Origin of the sequence: Sphingomonas sp. S2-65 (genome assembly GCF_021513175.1) — a bacterium.
In the GTDB taxonomy this organism is placed as follows: Bacteria; Pseudomonadota; Alphaproteobacteria; order Sphingomonadales; family Sphingomonadaceae; genus Sphingomonas.
Genome location: NZ_CP090953.1, coordinates 3,079,491 through 3,096,872 on the forward strand (window position 1 = coordinate 3,079,491; position 17,382 = coordinate 3,096,872).

The 17,382-nt window shown below is 66.8% G+C and carries 13 protein-coding genes; 6 read left to right on the forward strand and 7 right to left on the reverse strand.

Annotated features, from left to right (window positions below; genetic code table 11):
- Positions 1 to 39: 39 nt before the first annotated feature.
- Positions 40 to 1,404 (reverse strand): cation:proton antiporter, encoded by a 1,365-nt coding sequence (locus LZ586_RS14460; RefSeq protein ID WP_235076982.1) that lies wholly within the window; start codon positions 1,402 to 1,404, stop codon positions 40 to 42.
- 201 nt (positions 1,405 to 1,605) lie between these two features.
- Here LZ586_RS14460 and LZ586_RS14465 point away from each other — a divergent pair, with 201 nt between their 5' ends.
- Positions 1,606 to 1,827 (forward strand): type II toxin-antitoxin system Phd/YefM family antitoxin, encoded by a 222-nt coding sequence (locus LZ586_RS14465; protein WP_235076983.1) that lies wholly within the window; start codon positions 1,606 to 1,608, stop codon positions 1,825 to 1,827.
- Positions 1,827 to 2,324, forward strand: coding sequence for a PIN domain-containing protein (locus LZ586_RS14470; protein ID WP_235079823.1), 498 nt, complete (start codon positions 1,827 to 1,829; stop codon positions 2,322 to 2,324). Before LZ586_RS14465 ends, LZ586_RS14470 begins: the two co-directional genes overlap by 1 nt.
- Positions 2,325 to 2,358: 34 nt before the next feature.
- Here the strand turns inward: LZ586_RS14470 and LZ586_RS14475 are convergent, their stop codons facing one another.
- The 6 genes from LZ586_RS14475 to LZ586_RS14500 form a co-directional block, all read right to left on the reverse strand.
- Positions 2,359 to 3,045 carry a DUF1353 domain-containing protein gene (locus LZ586_RS14475; RefSeq protein WP_235076984.1) on the reverse strand — a complete coding sequence of 229 codons (687 nt, stop codon included), beginning with the start codon at positions 3,043 to 3,045 and terminating at the stop codon, positions 2,359 to 2,361.
- Between the two features lie 192 nt (positions 3,046 to 3,237).
- On the reverse strand, positions 3,238 to 5,730 hold the full coding sequence (locus LZ586_RS14480) for an ABC transporter permease (protein WP_235076985.1): 2,493 nt from the start codon (positions 5,728 to 5,730) through the stop codon (positions 3,238 to 3,240).
- A 10-nt stretch (positions 5,731 to 5,740) separates the two neighbouring features.
- Positions 5,741 to 8,209 (reverse strand): ABC transporter permease, encoded by a 2,469-nt coding sequence (locus LZ586_RS14485; protein ID WP_235076986.1) that lies wholly within the window; start codon positions 8,207 to 8,209, stop codon positions 5,741 to 5,743.
- A gap of 49 nt (positions 8,210 to 8,258) precedes the next feature.
- Positions 8,259 to 8,939, reverse strand: a complete 681-nt coding sequence (locus LZ586_RS14490; RefSeq protein WP_235076987.1) for an ABC transporter ATP-binding protein — start codon at positions 8,937 to 8,939, stop codon at positions 8,259 to 8,261.
- 28 nt (positions 8,940 to 8,967) lie between these two features.
- The gene (locus LZ586_RS14495; RefSeq protein ID WP_235076988.1) at positions 8,968 to 10,263 is read right to left on the reverse strand and encodes an efflux RND transporter periplasmic adaptor subunit; all 1,296 of its coding nucleotides are present in this window, start codon (positions 10,261 to 10,263) and stop codon (positions 8,968 to 8,970) included.
- Positions 10,264 to 10,280: 17 nt separating this feature from the next.
- Positions 10,281 to 10,535: a hypothetical protein gene (locus tag LZ586_RS14500; RefSeq protein ID WP_235076989.1), complete on the reverse strand. Its 255-nt coding sequence runs from the start codon at positions 10,533 to 10,535 to the stop codon at positions 10,281 to 10,283.
- 141 nt (positions 10,536 to 10,676) lie between these two features.
- Between LZ586_RS14500 and LZ586_RS14505 the strand changes: the two genes are divergently transcribed.
- The 4 genes from LZ586_RS14505 to LZ586_RS14520 all read left to right on the forward strand — a co-directional run bounded on the left by LZ586_RS14505 (position 10,677) and on the right by LZ586_RS14520 (position 17,351).
- Entirely contained in the window at positions 10,677 to 12,062 is a 1,386-nt protein-coding gene (locus LZ586_RS14505) for a sigma-54-dependent transcriptional regulator (protein WP_413777346.1), read from the forward strand.
- Positions 12,052 to 13,368, forward strand: coding sequence for a sensor histidine kinase (locus tag LZ586_RS14510; RefSeq protein WP_235076990.1), 1,317 nt, complete (start codon positions 12,052 to 12,054; stop codon positions 13,366 to 13,368). The genes LZ586_RS14505 and LZ586_RS14510 overlap by 11 nt, the downstream gene beginning before the upstream one ends.
- A gap of 150 nt (positions 13,369 to 13,518) precedes the next feature.
- Positions 13,519 to 16,311 carry a TonB-dependent receptor gene (locus LZ586_RS14515; protein ID WP_235076991.1) on the forward strand — a complete coding sequence of 931 codons (2,793 nt, stop codon included), beginning with the start codon at positions 13,519 to 13,521 and terminating at the stop codon, positions 16,309 to 16,311.
- Between the two features lie 26 nt (positions 16,312 to 16,337).
- A complete protein-coding gene (locus tag LZ586_RS14520) occupies positions 16,338 to 17,351 on the forward strand; it encodes a phytase (RefSeq protein WP_235076992.1) in 1,014 nt (337 codons plus the stop codon).
- Positions 17,352 to 17,382: the final 31 nt, after the last annotated feature.

The window sequence follows — 17,382 nt, forward strand, 5'->3', positions numbered from 1 at the left end:
CCGCTCACGCAAATGGGAGCGGGCGCCAGGGAGGAAACGTCAGGCAGTGGCGAGGCGGGTGTCGATCCGGTCGAGCTCGCCGCTTTCGCGCGCCTTCTTGCCGTACACCGCTTCGAACAGCGGGGTGGCCATGACGGTGGTGATGATCGCCATCAGCACCAGCATCGAGAAGAGCGTCGGGCCGATAATGCCCTTTTGCAGGCCGATGTTGATGATGATCAGCTCCATCAGTCCGCGCGAGTTCATCAGCGCGCCGATACCGAGCGCAGTGCGGTTGTCCTCACCCGACAGCCGCGCGGCGGCATAGCAGGCGCCGAACTTGGCGATCACCGACACCACCAGGACGCCGAGCGCGATGAGCAGCAGCGGCACCGAATTGACCATGTCCATCCGGGTGTTGAGCCCGGAATAGGTGAAGAACATCGGCAGCAGCAGGACGACCGCGAGCGGCTCGACCTTGCGCTTGAGTTCTTCGACGAACAGCCCGCGCGGCATGCACACGCCGATCAGGAAGCCGCCGAAGATCGCGTGGATGCCGATCGCGTCCATCAGGAAGGCCGAAAGGCAGAACAGCATCATCGTGACCGCCAGCACCTGCGTGCTCATCTCGCCGCGCGCCTCGACAGCGCGGCCGAGCGGGGCGAGCAGCTTGCGTCCGAACAGGATCATGAAGCCGGCGTAGAGAATGGCGCCGCCGATCGCGATCACCGCGACGCCGGCACCCGCGCCGAAGGTGGCGAGCACCACCGCCAGCACGCACCAGGACGCCGCGTCGTCGAATGCGCCTGCGGTCAGCGTCAGCGTGCCGAGCGAGGAATTGGCCAGCCCCCGCTCGTTGATGATGCGCGCCAGCATCGGGAAGGCAGTGAGGGCGATGCAGGCGCCCATGAACAACGTCGCGTTGCCCTGGCTGATGCCGGCGGTGAACAGCCCCGGCACGGTCAGCAGATACGGCGTGATCAGCGCGGCGAGCAGGAATGGCACCGCGATGCCCGCCGCCGACACCGCCGCGGCGCTCTTCGCCTTGGTCTGGAAGTGATCGAGCCGCAGCGTCAGGCCGACCATGAACATATAGAGCCCCACGCCCAGCTGCGCGCCGACATAGAGGACGGTGCGAGTCTCCTTGGGGAAGATCGCGAGCTGGAGGTCGGGGAAGAGGAGGCCGAACAGCGAGGGCCCGAGCACGACGCCGGCGATCATCTCGCCAACGACCTGCGGCTGCTTGAACAGCTTCTGGCCGAGCCAGCCGACGACGCGGCAGACCAGGATGATGATCGCGAGCTGGAGGAAGAAGTGGATGCTGAAATCTGACGGCGCATAGCTCTTCGCCGCGGCAACGGCAGGCCCGTGCGGGTTCAACACGTCGGTGAGCGCCACCCAGGATTCGTGCAACAAATCAGCCAATTCAACCTCCCCTTCTCGGTTCGCGCGGCCTCTTCGTGCCTGCAGCGGAGGGTATGGAGCCTCGCTTTTGGGCGGCGCGCAACGTCAATCCTGCGGACGCATGCACTTTTCCGGGATGCTCGCGCTTTGTGTTGCGCGTCGTCCACAGGGTAGTAACGTACCTACATGACAACGTGAGCAATGTCGGGGGCGGATGAGGCGATGAAGGTGATCAGCAGCCGCGAGCTGAACCAGGATGTGAGCGCGGCGAAGCGACTCGCGCGGCTCGAGCCGGTCTTCGTCACCGACCGTGGCCGGCCGACGCACGTGCTGATGAGCATCGACGCATTCCGCCAACTGAGTGGCCAGCGCGACAGCATCGTCGACTTGCTCGCGCTGCCGGGTACCGACGATGTCGAGCTCGGCGCGCCGGAGCGCTGGTGATGTACCTGCTCGACACCCCGATCGTGTTCGACCTGCGCAAGGCCCGCACGGGGCCAAGCGATAGGGGACTGGCAGGGTGGGCTTCGGGTGTCGCGCGCGAACGGCTGTTCCTGTCGGCGATCAGCCTGGTGGAACTCGGCGCGGCGGCGGCGCGGGCGGGGCGCGCGAACAAGGCGTCGGGTGCGGCACTGCGGGCGTGGATCGACGATCAGGTCGTCCCGGCGTTCGAAGGGCACATACTCCCGCTCGATGCGGCGGTGGCCCGGCGGTGCGGCGACCTGGCAATCCCCGAGACGCGCGACGCGCTGGTCGCCGCCACGGCGCTGGAGCATGGCTTGTCGCTGGTGACGCGCAACAAGGCGGCGTTCAAGGGCGCACGGGTCCGCCTCTACGATCCCACCGGCTACCGACCAGCCGAGACGGAGGACGAGGCGGACTGGCGCACCGCGGGGCGCGGCGGCCCGCTTTGGCTTCGCAACCTGTTCATCCGCGGCTGATGCCGGCTGCCGACCTTCGCTTGGGGCCTGGGCGTCAGTCTTTCATGTCCGACACGACCAGCACGCGCTCATCGGTGTTCGCGAACGGTTCCAGCATGTCGAGCGAGACCTCGATCTCGGCGAGGCTTGGGTTTTCAGCTGCGATCGCGCTGGAGAGCATATCGAGATCCAGCACGGCTTTCCGACCCTCCGGAGGCATGGGTTGCCCACGAAGAAGCAGTTGATCGACGGTGATCCCGTCGAGCGTCACGGCCTTGGCAGTTTCGCGCTCGAAAGCGGAAGCGGCAAGCAGGTCGGCCAATGGCGGCTCGTCGCGCGCTTTGTTCACATTGTGGACCGTGACATCGCTCCATCGCGGACCTTTGAAATACACCGCCGCATACATGATCTTTGCGCGCGTCTCGCCGACGCCAGAGACGCGCATGGCGTCATAGAAAACCCGGTGCACGTCCTTCCATGGCCGCGTTCTGGTGTCGCAATGGTAGTCGTGGATGACCGACGCGTCCCGGTATTTTCCTTCGAACGGGCCGCCCATTAGCGGCCAGAGCGCTTGCGGGATCGATGCGCCATCGACGATCACGTCGGAAGGAACGTGCCAAATCGTCTGGGCAGAATCTACGAAGCCGAACTCCTGAAAAAGCTGTACCCGACGCCCGTCGGGCAAGAGCTTGACCACCAACTCACCGACATATCTGCCGAACGGGCTGTCAATTTCGGGCATCGGCCAATCCTCTCGCTTCAGATCTCCAGCGCGACCGTGACAAATACTACAAGATCATGATGCCGGAGTCATCTCGAAGCATGTCGCATCGAGGATGACTCCGATCTTATCTCAAGTCCAAGGCAAATCGTAGGTGGTGTGACGTCGCCGCTTACAAGTGCTCAGCGCCGCGGTGCCTGGCTCCCGGACATCCTATTCATAGCGCAGCGCATGCACCGGGTTGGTGCCGGCCACCCGGAACGCGTGCGAGCCGATGGTGGCAATGGCGATGACGATGGCGAGGAGCCCGGCAGCGATAAAGGGTGCCGGCCCCAATGGCATTTGCGCCTGGAACTGGTTCAACCAGTTGCGCATCGCCCACCAGGCGAATGGCCACGCCACCAGGTTGGCGATCAGCACCGGCTTGCTGAATTGCCATACCAGCAGTTGAACGATGTCGCGCGTCCGGGCGCCCAGAACCTTGCGGATGCCGATCTCCTTGGTGCGGCGCTCGGCAGTGAAAGCAGCGAGTCCGAACAGGCCCAGACACGCGATCAGCACCGACAACAGTGCAAATCCGGCAAAAGCCCGGCCAACGGCCTCGTCCGACGCGTATAGCCGCGCCGCCGCCGCTTCCGAGAATTCGGCCTCGAACGGAACGTTGGGAACGACCCGCCGCCACGCCGCCTCGATTTCGCGCGCGACTTTGGCAGGATCCGCATCCTCGATGCGCACGACGAAGTAGCCCAACTGGTCGTCGTCGTGAAAGTAGATGGCGTCCTCCACTTCCTGGCGGGCGGACCGGAAGCGGGTATCGCGGACCACTCCGACGATGGTGGCCGGCACCATGCCGAGTTCGGACGAAACGAAGCCGGCCTGAATTTGCTTGCCGACCGCCTCCTGGGGCGACCGGAAGCCCATCTGACGCGCGGAGGATTCGTTCACCACCACGTTCATGCCGCGTGCGACCAGCGCCCGTTCCCGCGCGAGATCGTGCACGGCGCTGGTTGTGGCATCGTCCATGGCGAAGCTTCGCGACAAATAGCGGCCTGCAACCAGCTTGATGCCCATCGTGTCGAAATAGCCCCAGCCGACGTTATAGGTGCCAAGCGTCAGCGGCGTCGGCCGACCGGGCAGCATCACGCTGTTGTTGCTGACCGTGTTCGTCGCCATCGCGATCTCCGTTCGCGCGACCGACCGCACCCCAGGTACGCGGGCCAGTTCGCGTTCAATGGCTTCGGCGTTCGAGGCGACCTGCTTGCGCGCGGCATTTTCGATTTGAAGCAGCCCGGTTCGTTTGAAGCCGGGATCGGTATTCCGCACATAATCGGTCTGGAGGTACACCACCGCCGTACAGACGATGAGGCCGATCGAGATCGCGAACTGGACGACGACCAGGACGTTGCGCAGGCTCCCAGATCCTTCCGCCTCGGCTGCGGACTTGTTGGCCTTGAGCACGCGGGCGGGCTGGAACCGCGTCAGGTAGAAGGCGGGATAAAGCCCACCGGCGAGCCCGACCAGCAGGCTCAGCCCGATAGCGGGAAGCAGCACACCCTGCGATCCGAAATATCGCAGCGTCAGGTCGGCGCGGAGCAATTGGCGGAGCCATGGCAATGCCAGTTCCACCACCGCCAGCGCGAGCAGCATGGCGATGCCGGTGACCAGCACGGATTCGCAGAGGAACTGCGCGATCAGTTGCTTGCGGCTCGCCCCCAGCACCTTGCGCAGGGCGACCTCCCGCGCGCGCTGGGAAGCGCGGGCCGTCGCGAGGTTGGTGAAGTTCACGCAGGCCATGACCAGGATCAGCACTGCCAGCACGCCGAATGTGACTACGGTCGACCGATCCTGTTCGTTGCCGGCGGGCCCGCCCTGTGCCTTGCCCAGGTGGATGTCGGCCAGGTTCAGCAGCGTGAAATCGGTATCCTCCGCCTGGCTGACCAGGCGGCCGCCGATCGTGTCGCGCGGCGCGTTGCGCAGCTTCCACGCGCCAAGCTGGGCGTTGATGGCGGCCACGTCGGTGCCGGGACGAAGCTTCACATAATTGTACCCGCTATACCAACCCCATTGGGTCAGCTCGTCGGGCGCCATCAGGGTTTCGTCCACCAACGCCACCATGCCGATCTGGTTATGCGACGTGCGGGGCAGGTCCTTGAAGACGGCGGTAACGCGCATGTCACGCGTGGCGTCGCCGACCACCACCGACACGGTCTTGCCGACCGCGTCCTCGGTGCCGAACAATGCCTTCGCCGTGCGCTGCGACATGGCGAGTGCGTTGACGTCGGGCAGCGCGGTCGCCGCATTGCCCTGGACGAAGGGCAGGTCGAATACCTTGAAGAAGTCCCGGCTGACGCGGCTGATCGTCAAGCGCCGAGGCTCGCCCTTGTCCATGATGATCGGCTGGCTGTTGGCGAGATAGGTTTGCGCCTCGATCTGAGGGAAGTCCTTTTTCAGCGCCTGGCCTGCGGCATAAGGCGACGGCTGGATCGGATTCACCATCCCGGTTTCCGTATCCGTATGCGCCGCCTGAAGCTGATAGATGCGATCGTGATCGGGCACGAAGCGATCGAACGACACCTGCTCGCGCACATAGAGCAGGATCAGCAGGCACGCGGCCAGCCCGATGGCGAGGCCCAGGATGTTGATCAGGGCATAGGTGCGGTTCTTGGTCAGCGCGCGGATGCCGACGGTCAGATAGTTGCGCCACATGATCGGGTTCCTATTCGTAGCGAAGCGCGTGGATGGGCTTGGTGCGGGCGACGCGGATGGACTGGCCGGCGACGGTCGCCAGCGCGACCGCCAGCGCCAGCAGACCGGCCGCAAGGAAGGGCGCAGGGCCTAGGCCGATTCGCAGGTCGAAACCGTTGAGCCAGCCGCGCATCGCCCACCAGGCGACAGGCCAGGCGAGAAGGTTGGCCAGCACCACCGGCTTGGAGAACTGCCACGCGAGCAGGCGGACGATGTGGTGCACCCTGGCGCCCAACACCTTGCGGATGCCGATCTCCTTGGTGCGCCGCTCGGTGGCGAAAGAGGCCAGGCTGTAGAGGCCAAGGCAGGCGATGATGACCGCCAGTACCGCGAACCCGGCGAACAGCATCCCGCGCGCCCGTTCGGCCGCGTAGGTTTCGCGAACGATGTCTTCGGCGAAGCGCGCCTCGAACGGCAGTTCGGGCTCGAAGCGAGCCCAGACCTTCCCGAGCGCCGCCATCACCGCGCCGGGCCGCGCGGCGACATAGCGCACGAGCACCTGATTGGTCTGTTCGGGCGCATAGATATAGACGATCGGATCGACAGGATCGCGTGCCGTGCCGAAGCGCGTGTCGCCGACCACGCCGACGATCGTCGCGGGAACGACGTCCAGCCCGGTGATCGCTGCCTGGATCACTTGCCCGACCGCTGCCTGTGGCGCCTTGAACCCGAAGCGGGTGGCGGCGGCGCGGTTGATCATCACGTTGAGCCCGCGCGCGGCGAGTTGCTTCGGATCCGCCGTCGTGACTCGGTCGGCCGCGAAGCCGTCGCCGAGGGGGCGACCCGCCGCGATGCCGACGCCCATCGTCTGGAGGAAGTCGGCATCGACATTGTACAGCGTCATCGACAGGTAGTCGGTGGCGCCGGGCGCGCGCACCAGCCGGATTATCTTCTCCGGCGAGGCTAGCGCCGTCCGCGCGCGTCCCACCGCGGTGACGCCGGGGATCGCAAGCATCGCTGCGCGCGCGGCGTCATATTCGCTGCCCTGCGTGAAGCGCCAGGCGTTGGCGATCTGCACCAGTCCGTCGCGGCGGTACCCGGCGTCGACGGTCTCGACGAAGCGAGTCTGCGCGTAGATGATTGACGTGCTCGCAATCAATCCGATGGCGATGGCGAACTGAAGCACGATCAGCGCCGTTCGGATGCGCCCGCTGCCGGGCGTCTCGGCCGACGCCCAGCTGCCGCGCAGCACTTGCCCCGGCTTGAACCGGCTGAGGTAGAAGGCGGGGTACAGGCCGCCCGCGAGCGCCGTGAAGCCGAACAGCGCCGTCGCCGGGATCAGCATGCCGCCTTCGCCGAGATAGACGAAGCGCAGGCCGACGCCGAGCAGCCCGCCGATCCACGGCGTCGCCAGCTCGACCATCGCCAAGGCGATCAGCATCGCCGCGGCCGACATCAGCGCGCTTTCGCACAGGAACTGGAGGATCAACTGGCCGCGCGACGCGCCAAGCACCTTGCGAAGCGCCACTTCGCGGGCCCGCTGCACAGCGCGCGCCGTGGACAGGTTGACGAAGTTCATCACCGCCATGCCGAGCGTCAGCAGCGCGACGACGGCGAAGGTCGCGAGCGCGCGCCGATCGCCGCCCGGCACCCATCCGCCCTCACGCACCGCGCCGAGATGGACATCGCGGATCGACGCCAGGTGGAAGTCGAACAGGTCGGACATCGTCGCGAGTTTGCCGTCGATCCTCTCCGGCGGGATCGCGCGCGCTTCCCAGCGGGGCAGGCCGGCATTCACGGCCGACGCGTCGTCGCCGCGGCGCAGCTTGACCCAATGCTGCTGGTTCACATTGCCCCAGCCGCGCATCTCGGGCGGAAAGGCTGCGTCGCCCAGATCGCGGCGGAAGAGGAGGTTGAGCTTCAAATTGGTGTTGGCGGGAAGATCGCGCAGCACGCCGGTGACGCGATAGTCGCGTTTGCCGGGGCCGGCGCCCAGGCTGATCAGCTTGCCCAGCGCATCGGCAGTGCCGAACTGGCGGATCGCCTCGCTCTCCGTCAGCACGACCGAGTTGAGGTCGGGCAGCGCCCGCGCCGCCGATCCTTGCGCGAACGGCAGCGCGAAAACCTGGAAGAAGCCGGCATCGACCGTGGCGGAGTCCACGAACAGAGGCTTGCCGTCACGCTGCGTCACCGTCTTGCCCAGCGCGACCGACGTGATCGATTCCACCTGCGGGAAACCCGCCGGCAGCCGCTCGTAGAGCGGGAAGGGGCTCGTCTGCGTGTAGACCGGCGGTTGTCCGGGCGGGTGGATCGTGGATTGGACCTGATAGACCCGGCCGCTTTCGGGAAGCCACGCGTCATAGGTGCGTTCGAACCGGACATAGCCCAGGATCAGCAGGCATCCCGCCAGCCCGAGCGCCAGCCCGCCGATGCTGATCGCGGCGTAAGCCGGGCTCCGCGCCAGCTGCCGGCACGCGGTCAGAAGATAGTTGCGCCACATCCTTCGAGTATCCCCCTCAATCCACCGCCCGCTTCGCAGACGCGTGTCTTCATGCCGCGCGGCGGCGCTCCTGCAGGATGCGGCCATCGACCATGCTGACGATCCGGCCCGCATAATCGGCGTGCGCGGGCGAGTGCGTGACCATGACGATGGTCGATCCTTCCGCGTTGAGCGTCTGGAGCATGCGCATCACTTCCTCGCCATGCTGGGTGTCGAGGTTGCCGGTGGGCTCGTCGGCGAGGATCAGCTTGGGGCTGGCGACCAGCGCGCGCGCCACCGCCACGCGCTGCTGCTGCCCGCCCGACAACTGGCTCGGCCGGTGCTTGGCGCGGTGGGCGATGCCAACCCGGTCCATCACCGCGTCGACCCGCGCGCGGCGCTCGGCAGGAGGCACCTTGTGGTACAGCAGCGCCAGCTCGACATTGTCGCGCACGCTGAGTTCGTCGACCAGGTTGAAGCTCTGGAAGATGAAGCCGATATTCTCCTTGCGGACCTCGGCCAGCTTGCCTTCGGACAGCCCGGCCACTTCCTTGCCGTTGAAGTCGTACGACCCGCTCGACGGGCTATCGAGCATGCCGATCATGTTGAGCAGCGTCGATTTGCCGCACCCCGAGGGACCCATGATCGCCACGAACTCGCCCTCGGCGATGTCGAGGTCGATCGCATCGAGCGCGGTCGTCTGCACCGTATCGGTACGGTACACCTTGGAAAGTTCGCGCATCTTCAGCATCGGCATTCCTTTTCTGTTTGGCGTTGTCTCATCGGGTCAGATCCAGGCGCGCCTTGTCGGCGTAGCCGGTGTAAGGCGAGGTCAGCACCTTCTCGCCGCGATCGAGCCCTTCGAGCACTTCGATGAAATCGGCGTTGCGGCGGCCCAGCCGCACCGGGCGCTTCACGGCGGAGCGGCCGTCCGGTGCCACCACGAAGATCCAGCTGCCGCCGGTCTCGTTGTAGAAGGCGCCGTTCGGCACGAGCAGCGCAGGCGCCGGGTCGCCGAGCGTCAAGCGCGCCTGCATCGTCTGACCACGCTGGAGCTGTCCCGGCTCGGCGCCGAGAAATTGCAGGTCGAGCTGGAACTGGCCATTCTGGACCTGGGGATAGATCTTGGCGACGCGCGCCTGGTAGCGCTTGCCCGCCCAGTCGATCGCCGCGGTCTGGCCAAGCTGGACCCGCCCGAGATAATATTCGTCGACGCCGGCGATCAGCTTGTTGCGGCCCGGGCTGTCGATCTGCCCGACGCGCTCGCCGCGCTGAAGCGACTGGCCGACCTGTACCGAGAAGCCGGAGAGCTGCCCCGTGACGGGCGCACGCAGCTGAAGCGCGTCGAGGTTGGCGCGCGCGATCGAGAGGCCCGACTGCATCGACTGTGCCGCCGCCTGTTGCTGCGAAAGCTGGCTGGTCTGAAGGCGGGCATCGGTCGCCTGGCTGCGCTTGAGCGCGGCGAGCCGGCGCTGCTGGTAGCGATAGTCGGCAGCCGTGTCGTCGAACTGCTTGGCAGTGACGAAGCCGCGCGTGGCGAGCGGGCGCTCGCGCTCATATTGGCGGCGCGCCTTGTCCAGCGCGAGATCGGCCTCGAGTACCGCGCGTTCGTTGGTCAGGCGCGTCTGAGCCAGCGCCAGTTCCTGGCTGCGCATGTTGTTGATCTGCTGCTCGACCTCGGTCTGGCGAGCCAGAGTCGAAAGCTGGAGCTCGGCGTTGGACAGCAGCGCGATCGGCTGGTCCTTGGCCACGTTGGCGCCATCCTCGACCAGCATCTTTTCGACCCGGCCGCCTTCGACCGCGTCGATATAGACGGTGAGCAATGGCGTCACCCGCGCGCGCAATGGAATGAAGTCGTCGAAGGTGCCGCGCGTGACGGTGGACACCGTGACATGCTGGGCATCCACGGTCTGGCTGTCGTTCGCCGGTGCGAACCACCAGAACAGCGCCGCCGCGATCAGCAGCGCCGCGCCGGCGATCCCCGCCTTGACCCAAAGCGGCCAGCGGTTCGAGGGCACAGCCGCATCCATGCCCTTGCCGGTCACCGGGCGGTCGCCGGTGCTTGTCTGATCCATGCGAACCACGCCCATGCTCACAGCTTCAGCAATCCGCGTGCCAGCGCCGCCACAGGTGCCCCGAGTGTCCCGGGGGCGGAACAACTGTCCGGATCCGGACAAAGGTGTTCGGAATCGAACACGATGCGCACCGTGGCGAAGCCGACGCGCAACACCGCCTGGCTGCTGCCGCCGCCCTTCACGTCGAGTTCGAGCGCCAGCGGGGCGGGCGGTGCCACGGCGATCGCGCTGGCCGCCGCAAGGGCGATCAGCAGGAGCTTTGCTTGAGACATGGACGATCGGCGAGACATGAAAAACACCTTCCTGCCCGATACAGGAGCATGAGCCGTGCCAAGTCGATCGGAGTGGCACGCGATTTGATTGTCCCCGTACCGACGGTCACAGTAGCAGGGCTGTCGGGAGCGGGGTGGATGATGGCGAGCAAGCCGGAATACGGGTTTTGCGTGGTAATCGACGACGACGAGGACATCCTCGTGGCGTCGCAATTGCTGTTGCGGCGGCTGTTCGCGGAGGTTGCGACCGCACGGACACCGGATGAGGCATTGCCGTTGATCCGCGCGCATATGCCCGACGTGGTGCTGCTGGACGCCAATTTCGCGCGGGGAGCGACCGACGCGGCGGAGGGGCTCGCCTGGCTCGACAGGCTGCTCGCCACCGACCCCGAAATGGTGGTGGTGATGATCACCGCCCATGCCGGCATCCAGGTGGCAGTCGCCGCGATGAAGCGGGGCGCGACCGATTTCGTGTCCAAGCCCTGGTCGAACGACAGGTTGCTGGCGACGGTGCGCACCGCCGCGGCGCTGCGCCGCTCGCGGGTCGCCGCCGGACGGGGTGGTGCATCGCCCCCGGCCGCCGGGCCGGCGAGTTCCACGCTGCTAGGCCAGTCGCCGGCGATGGCGCGGGTGCACTCGCTGATCGCGCGTGCGGGTCCGACCGACGCCAATGTGCTGGTGCTGGGGGAGAATGGAACCGGGAAGGAGCTGGTCGCCCGCGAGCTTCACCGCCAGTCGCTGCGCGCGGACAAGGTGATGCTGACCGTCGACCTCGGCGCGGTGTCCGAGGAACTGATCGATTCCGAACTGTTCGGGCATGTGAAGGGCGCGTTCACCGACGCCCGCGCCGATCGGGTCGGGCGTATCCAGGCCGCGGACGGCGGCACGCTGTTCCTGGACGAAATCGGCAACCTGCCGCTGCGGCTGCAACCCAAGCTGCTGACCGCGCTGGAGCAGCGCCAGGTCACGCCGGTCGGCGCGAACAAGCCGGTGCCGGTGGACATCCGCGTGATAGCCGCCACCAACCTGCCGCCCGAGAAGCTGCGCAGCGAAGCGCATTTCAGGCAGGACCTGCTGTTCCGGCTGAACACGATCGAGATCGACCTGCCGCCGCTGCGGAGCCGGCCCGAAGATCTGCCCGAGCTGATCGGCCACTATCTCGACCATTATGCCAAGCGGTACGGGCGCGCGGTGCCGAAGCTAAGCGCGGCGGCGGAGCGCGCGCTGCTCACGCATGACTGGCCCGGCAATGTCCGCGCGCTGCGCCATGCGCTGGAACGCGCCGTGATCCTGGCGCGGGAGGACCATCCGCTGGAGCCGGAGGATTTCGCGCTGGTCGCGGCGGTGCCACGGGTTTCCGCGCCGGTGAGCGCACCGCCTCCCGATGACCTCAATCTGGACCGGGTCGAGCGCAGGCTGGTCGAGGAAGCGCTGCGAAAGCACGGCTACAACATCTCGCTCGCCGCCGCCGAACTCGGGCTGTCGCGGGCGGCGCTTTACCGCCGGATGGAAAAGCATGGGCTTTGACCGGCGCTTCACCGCCGGGCTGATCGGCTGGATCGTCGCGCTCGGCGTGGCGGTGCTCGCGCTGGGGGCCGCGCTTCTGACTCCAGGGCTGGGAGCGGCGCGTGTCGTCGCGCTGGGGCTCGCCGCCGGAGCCTTTGCCGGGCTGTGGCGGCACGTGACGCGCACCAACCGTGCCGTAGCCCGCTTCGTCGAGGCACTGCGCTTCAACGACATCTCGCTGCGGTTCGATGCGGCGTCGGGCGCAGGCTTTGGCCAATTGTCCGGCGCGCTCAACGACGCGATGGCGCGGTTCGGTTCCGAGCAGAACCGGCTTACCGGCGAACTGCGCTATGTCGAAGCGCTGGTCGACGACATGCCCGTCGCCGTGCTGACGATCGACGCGCGCGGGCAGGTCACCCTGGCCAACAAGGCGGCGCGGCGGCTGTTCGCGGCGGGCGGTACCACCGCGGACAGCTTCGCCGCCTATGGCGCCACCTTTGCCAAGCGGCTGGCCAGCGAGTCCAACCAGGACGAACTGATGATCAACGTGATCGACGGACGTCCGCAGCGGGTGCTGGTACGCTCCACGTCGCTGGATCGGCTGGGCCATCGCACCCGCGTGGTCACGGTGCAGCCGCTCGGCGGGACGCTCGACACTGTCGAGATGGCGGCGCAGACCGACCTTGTGCGAGTGCTCACGCACGAGATTTTGAACTCGCTCACCCCGGTGACGTCGCTCGCGGCGACTGCGGACGAATTGTTGGCCGGTGCCGACCTGAACGACCCGCGGATCGGCGATGCGCGCCTGGCGGTGGCCACGCTGGCACGCCGCGCGGCTGGGCTCGGCAACTTCATCGAGGCATATCGCGCAGTGGCGCGGACGCCGGAGATCAAGCGGGTTTCGTTTGCCGCCCATGCCTGGGCCGGCGAACTCGCCCGCTTGTTCGCGGCGCAATCCCCCGACATCCCGCTATTGGTGGACGTGCCCGAATCGCTGGTGCTGGAGGGCGATCCGGATCTGTTGGCGCAGGTGCTGATCAACCTGTTGCGCAACGGTGCCCAGGCGGTGCGGGATGCCGATAGGGCGCCGTGCCTCGTGCTTCGCATCCTGGACGACCGGCACGGCACTGCGATCGAAGTCGAGGACAATGGCCCGGGCATTCCGGAGAGCCTGCGCCAGGACATATTCCTGCCCTTCTTCACCACGCGGACGACCGGAACCGGGGTTGGGCTCAACTTGGCGCGGCAGATCGTCGTCGCCCATGGCGGGACGATCGACGTCACCGATGCGCCCGGAGGCGGTGCGCTGTTTCGAATACTGCTCTAGCGGGCGCGTGGGCGGTGCACGTCGGCTTCCAAGAGCGTTCCTGCTGACAGCGTAACGAAACCGTCATCGATCTGACGCGATACCGCAACGCGGATCACCCCATGTCGTCACACGAGCCCCCTAGGTGCACCGCGACAACAGGGGGACTTCATGACGAGCCGTATTCTTCGTCCGTTCGCGGGCGCGAGCGCGATTGCGCTGACGTTTGCGCTTGCCGCGCCAGCCACGGCTCAGGACACCGGCAACACGCCCGCCACGGCGCAGAGCGTCGCGGACGCGGTGGATGGTGAGCTCGTGGTGACCGGCACGCGTCCGATCGCCGAGGCCGAAGCGACCGCGCTGCGGGTGCAGCAGAATTCGGATTCGCTGGTCGCGGTGGCCGCGGCGGACGGCGTCGGGCGCCTGCCCGATCAGAACATCGCCCAGGCGGCCAGCCGCCTGCCCGGCGTTGCGGTCGAGCGCGACCAGGGGCAGGCCCGCTACATCTCGCTGCGCGGCGCGCCCAATTACTGGACCACGCTGTCGTTCGACGGGATCAACGTGGTGAGCCCGGAAGGCCGCGACGCGCGGTTCGATTCGATCCCCTCGGCGATCGCGTCGCAGATCATCGTATCCAAGGCAGTCACGCCGGAGATGCCGGGCGAGACCGTGGCGGGCAACGTCAACGTCATCACCCGGTCCGCCTTCGACTATGCCGGGCTGCGCATCGCGACCAAGCTGGGCGCGGGCATCGCCGAACTGGGCGACCGCAAGCAATATGAAGCGTCCGCGGTGGTCTCCGACCGGTTCGCGGTCGGCGGCGGCGAAGTGGGTGTGCTGGTGTCGGGCAGCTTCTACGAGCGCGCGATGATCACCGACAATTTCGAGAACGACTATGAGCGCGTGGCGCAGGACCAGCGCCCCGGCGGCCAGACTCGCTTCTGGGTACATGAGACCGAAAACAAGCTGTACCGCCTGACCCGCCGCAACTGGTCGGCCTCGGGCCGGCTGGATTGGCACCCGGATTCGGACAACCAGATCTCGCTGCGGTCGATCTACACGACTTTCTCCGATGACGAGGCGCGCGACAATTTCCGGTTCGACCTGGACGACCGCCAGGGCGATCTGGTCGCCAACCCCGCCGCCTGCGCCACGGCGGTGAACCCGACCCCGGCCACCAGCGGCTATGCCGATGTCTGTGTCGGCAACACGCCGCAGGTCGGCACGATCTATGGCATCGACATCCGCCAGCGCTCCACGCTACGGGCGTTCCGCCAATCGATCTTCACCAACACGCTGGCGGGCGATCATGATTTCGCCGAGGGCTGGCATCTCGCCTGGCTGGGCAATTACACGCTGTCGACCGACGACCGCTCGGTGGTCGGCGAAGCATCGTGGGACAGCCCGAGCACGCGCACGCTGCGCCCGACGGTCGCCTATGACTTCAGCGATCCCAATCACGCGCGGCTGCGGCTGTTCCGCACCAACCAGTTGAGCGGCCCCACGCGCTTCCAGGCCGGCGCCGAGACGCGCGACATCAACGCGTTCGCACGCGCGCCGTCTTCGTTCACCGTGCTCGACGCGGTCGACAAGACCAAGGCCTATACCGGCAAGATCGTGCTATCGAACGAGACCCAGCTGCTGGGCGGCGAAGCGATCCTGAAGGCGGGCTTCCAGTTCGACCAGCGCACCAAGGTGGCCGACGAGGCGCAGATCGCGCTCAGCACCGCGGCGCAATTCGCCACGATCGGCCTGCCGCAAAGCTATGCGCAGTTTCAGACCGACGAACCATTCCAGGGCAAGATCCCGCTGGGCTATGACTTCGGCTATTTCGACACCGGCAAGATGCGCCAGGTGTCCGACGCCGCGCGCGACAATTTCGCGTTCGTCCCCAACACCGCGAACAATTACGATGTGCGCGAGCGGGTCTATGCCGGGTTCGTGATGGGCACGCTCAATTACGACTGGGGTTCGATCCTGGGCGGCGTCCGCGTCGAGCACATCACCAACCGCGGCATCGCCGACGCGACCATCGGCGCGACCACCGGGCGAGTGACGGCGGAGTCGAGCCAGACGCTCGCTTTCCCCAGCCTCCACCTCAACTTCGACCTGGACGACACCAAGAAGCTGCGCCTGTCGTTCAACTCGGGTGCGGCGCGGGCCGACTATGACCAGCTTCGCCCGAACGTGGTGGTGAACGACAGCAACCAGTCGATCTCCGGCGGCAACCCGGCGGTGAAGCCGGAACGCGCCTACGGCATCGACAGCTATTTCGAATGGTATCTGCGCCCTCAGGGCTATCTGATGATCGGCGCCTTCTACAAGGAAGTGAAGGATGTGCTGTATCGCCAGACGCGCACCTTCGGCTCGAGCGCGCTGGACAGCAACGGCATCGACCGGTCATCCTATGTCTATTCGGGCATCACCAATGGCGGCGATGGCCGCGTGTTCGGCATGGAAGCCGCCGCGCAGCTGCAGCTCGAACCCTGGGTCGATGGCTGGCTGGGCGGCTTCGGCATCTCCGCCAACGTCACGCTGAACGACAGCGAGATCACCAAGCCGGGGATCGGCACCGTTCCGGCGCGCAAGGTGCGGCTGCCCGGCACGTCGGACCTGGTCTATAATATCGGCGGCTATTACGAGAAATACGGGCTGTCGCTGCGGGTGCAGTATCAGCGCCGCAGCACCTGGCTGGACGGCATCGCCGACGATCTGACGGATGCCGGCGATACCTATTGGGCGGCGGACGATGAGATGGACATTTCGGCGCGCTATGCGATCTCGCCGACCGTGGAGATCTTCGCCGATGCCCAGAACGTGCTCAACCAGCCGGGCCGCCGCTATGCCGAGCCGGGCAACCTGCTGAGCGCTACCGGCACCCCGACGGCGCGCATCGACAGCCAGACGATCGAGTGGGAGCGCTTCGGCCGCCGCTACTCGGCCGGCTTCCGCGTGACCTTCTGATGCGCGGCGTGTTTATCGCGGGCCTGATGGCTCTTGCGGTGGCGGGCTGCGCGACCACCGCGCCTCGGATCGTCCTCGCGCCGGCACCCGCCGTGCAGGCGCGAGCCGAGACGGCGGCGGTCGCGACGCGGAATGCCGACGCCGCCGATGATCCCGCGATCTGGCGCAACCCGCGCGATCCGGCGGCTAGCCTGATCGTCGCGACCGACAAGCGGGCGGGCCTGCACGTCTATGGCTTGGGCGGACCCAGCCGCGCCTTCGCACCGGCGGGGCGCGTCAACAATGTCGACCTGCGGGACATGGGCGCGGCAGGCATCATCGTCGCGGCAAGCGATCGCAACGATCCGCTTTCCGCCAAGGTGGCGCTGTACCGGCTCGATCCCGCGACCGCGCAGTTGACGGCACTGGCGACGCTGCCGGTGGGTGCGGGCGAGGCCTATGGCATCTGCCTGTACCGCGCGGGCGACCAGCTGTTCGCGTTCAACGTGCTGAAGGACGGCACCATCCACCAGATGGCGCTGGACCTGAGCGGCTCGGTTCCCACCGGGCGCATCGTCCGCACGATGAAGCTCGCCACACAGTCCGAAGGGTGCGTCGCCGATGAGCGTACGCACCGTCTGTATGTCGGCGAGGAGGATGTCGGGGTGTGGCGCTTCGACGCGCGCCCGGACGATGCCGTCACCCCTGTTCCGGTGCTCGCGGCGGACGGCTCGCGGCTGATCGCGGATGTCGAAGGGCTGGCGCTTGCGAGGATCGGCGAGGGCGATGGCGGGTATCTGATCGTCTCCAGCCAGGGGGACAATGCGTACACGGTGATCCGGCTGCGCGACGATGCCTATGTTGGCCGCTTCCGTGTCGCGGCGGGCGTGGTCGGCAGCACCGAGGAGACCGATGGCCTGGAGGTCATGACCGGCGATTTCGGCCCTGAGTTCCCCGCCGGCATGATGGTGGTCCAGGATGGGATGAACGCACCCGCGGCGCAGAACTTCAAGCTGGTGCGCTGGGATGACATCGCGGCGGTCCTGCATTTGCCGCGCTGAGCGGCGGACGTGCGGGGCTCATCGTCGGGCT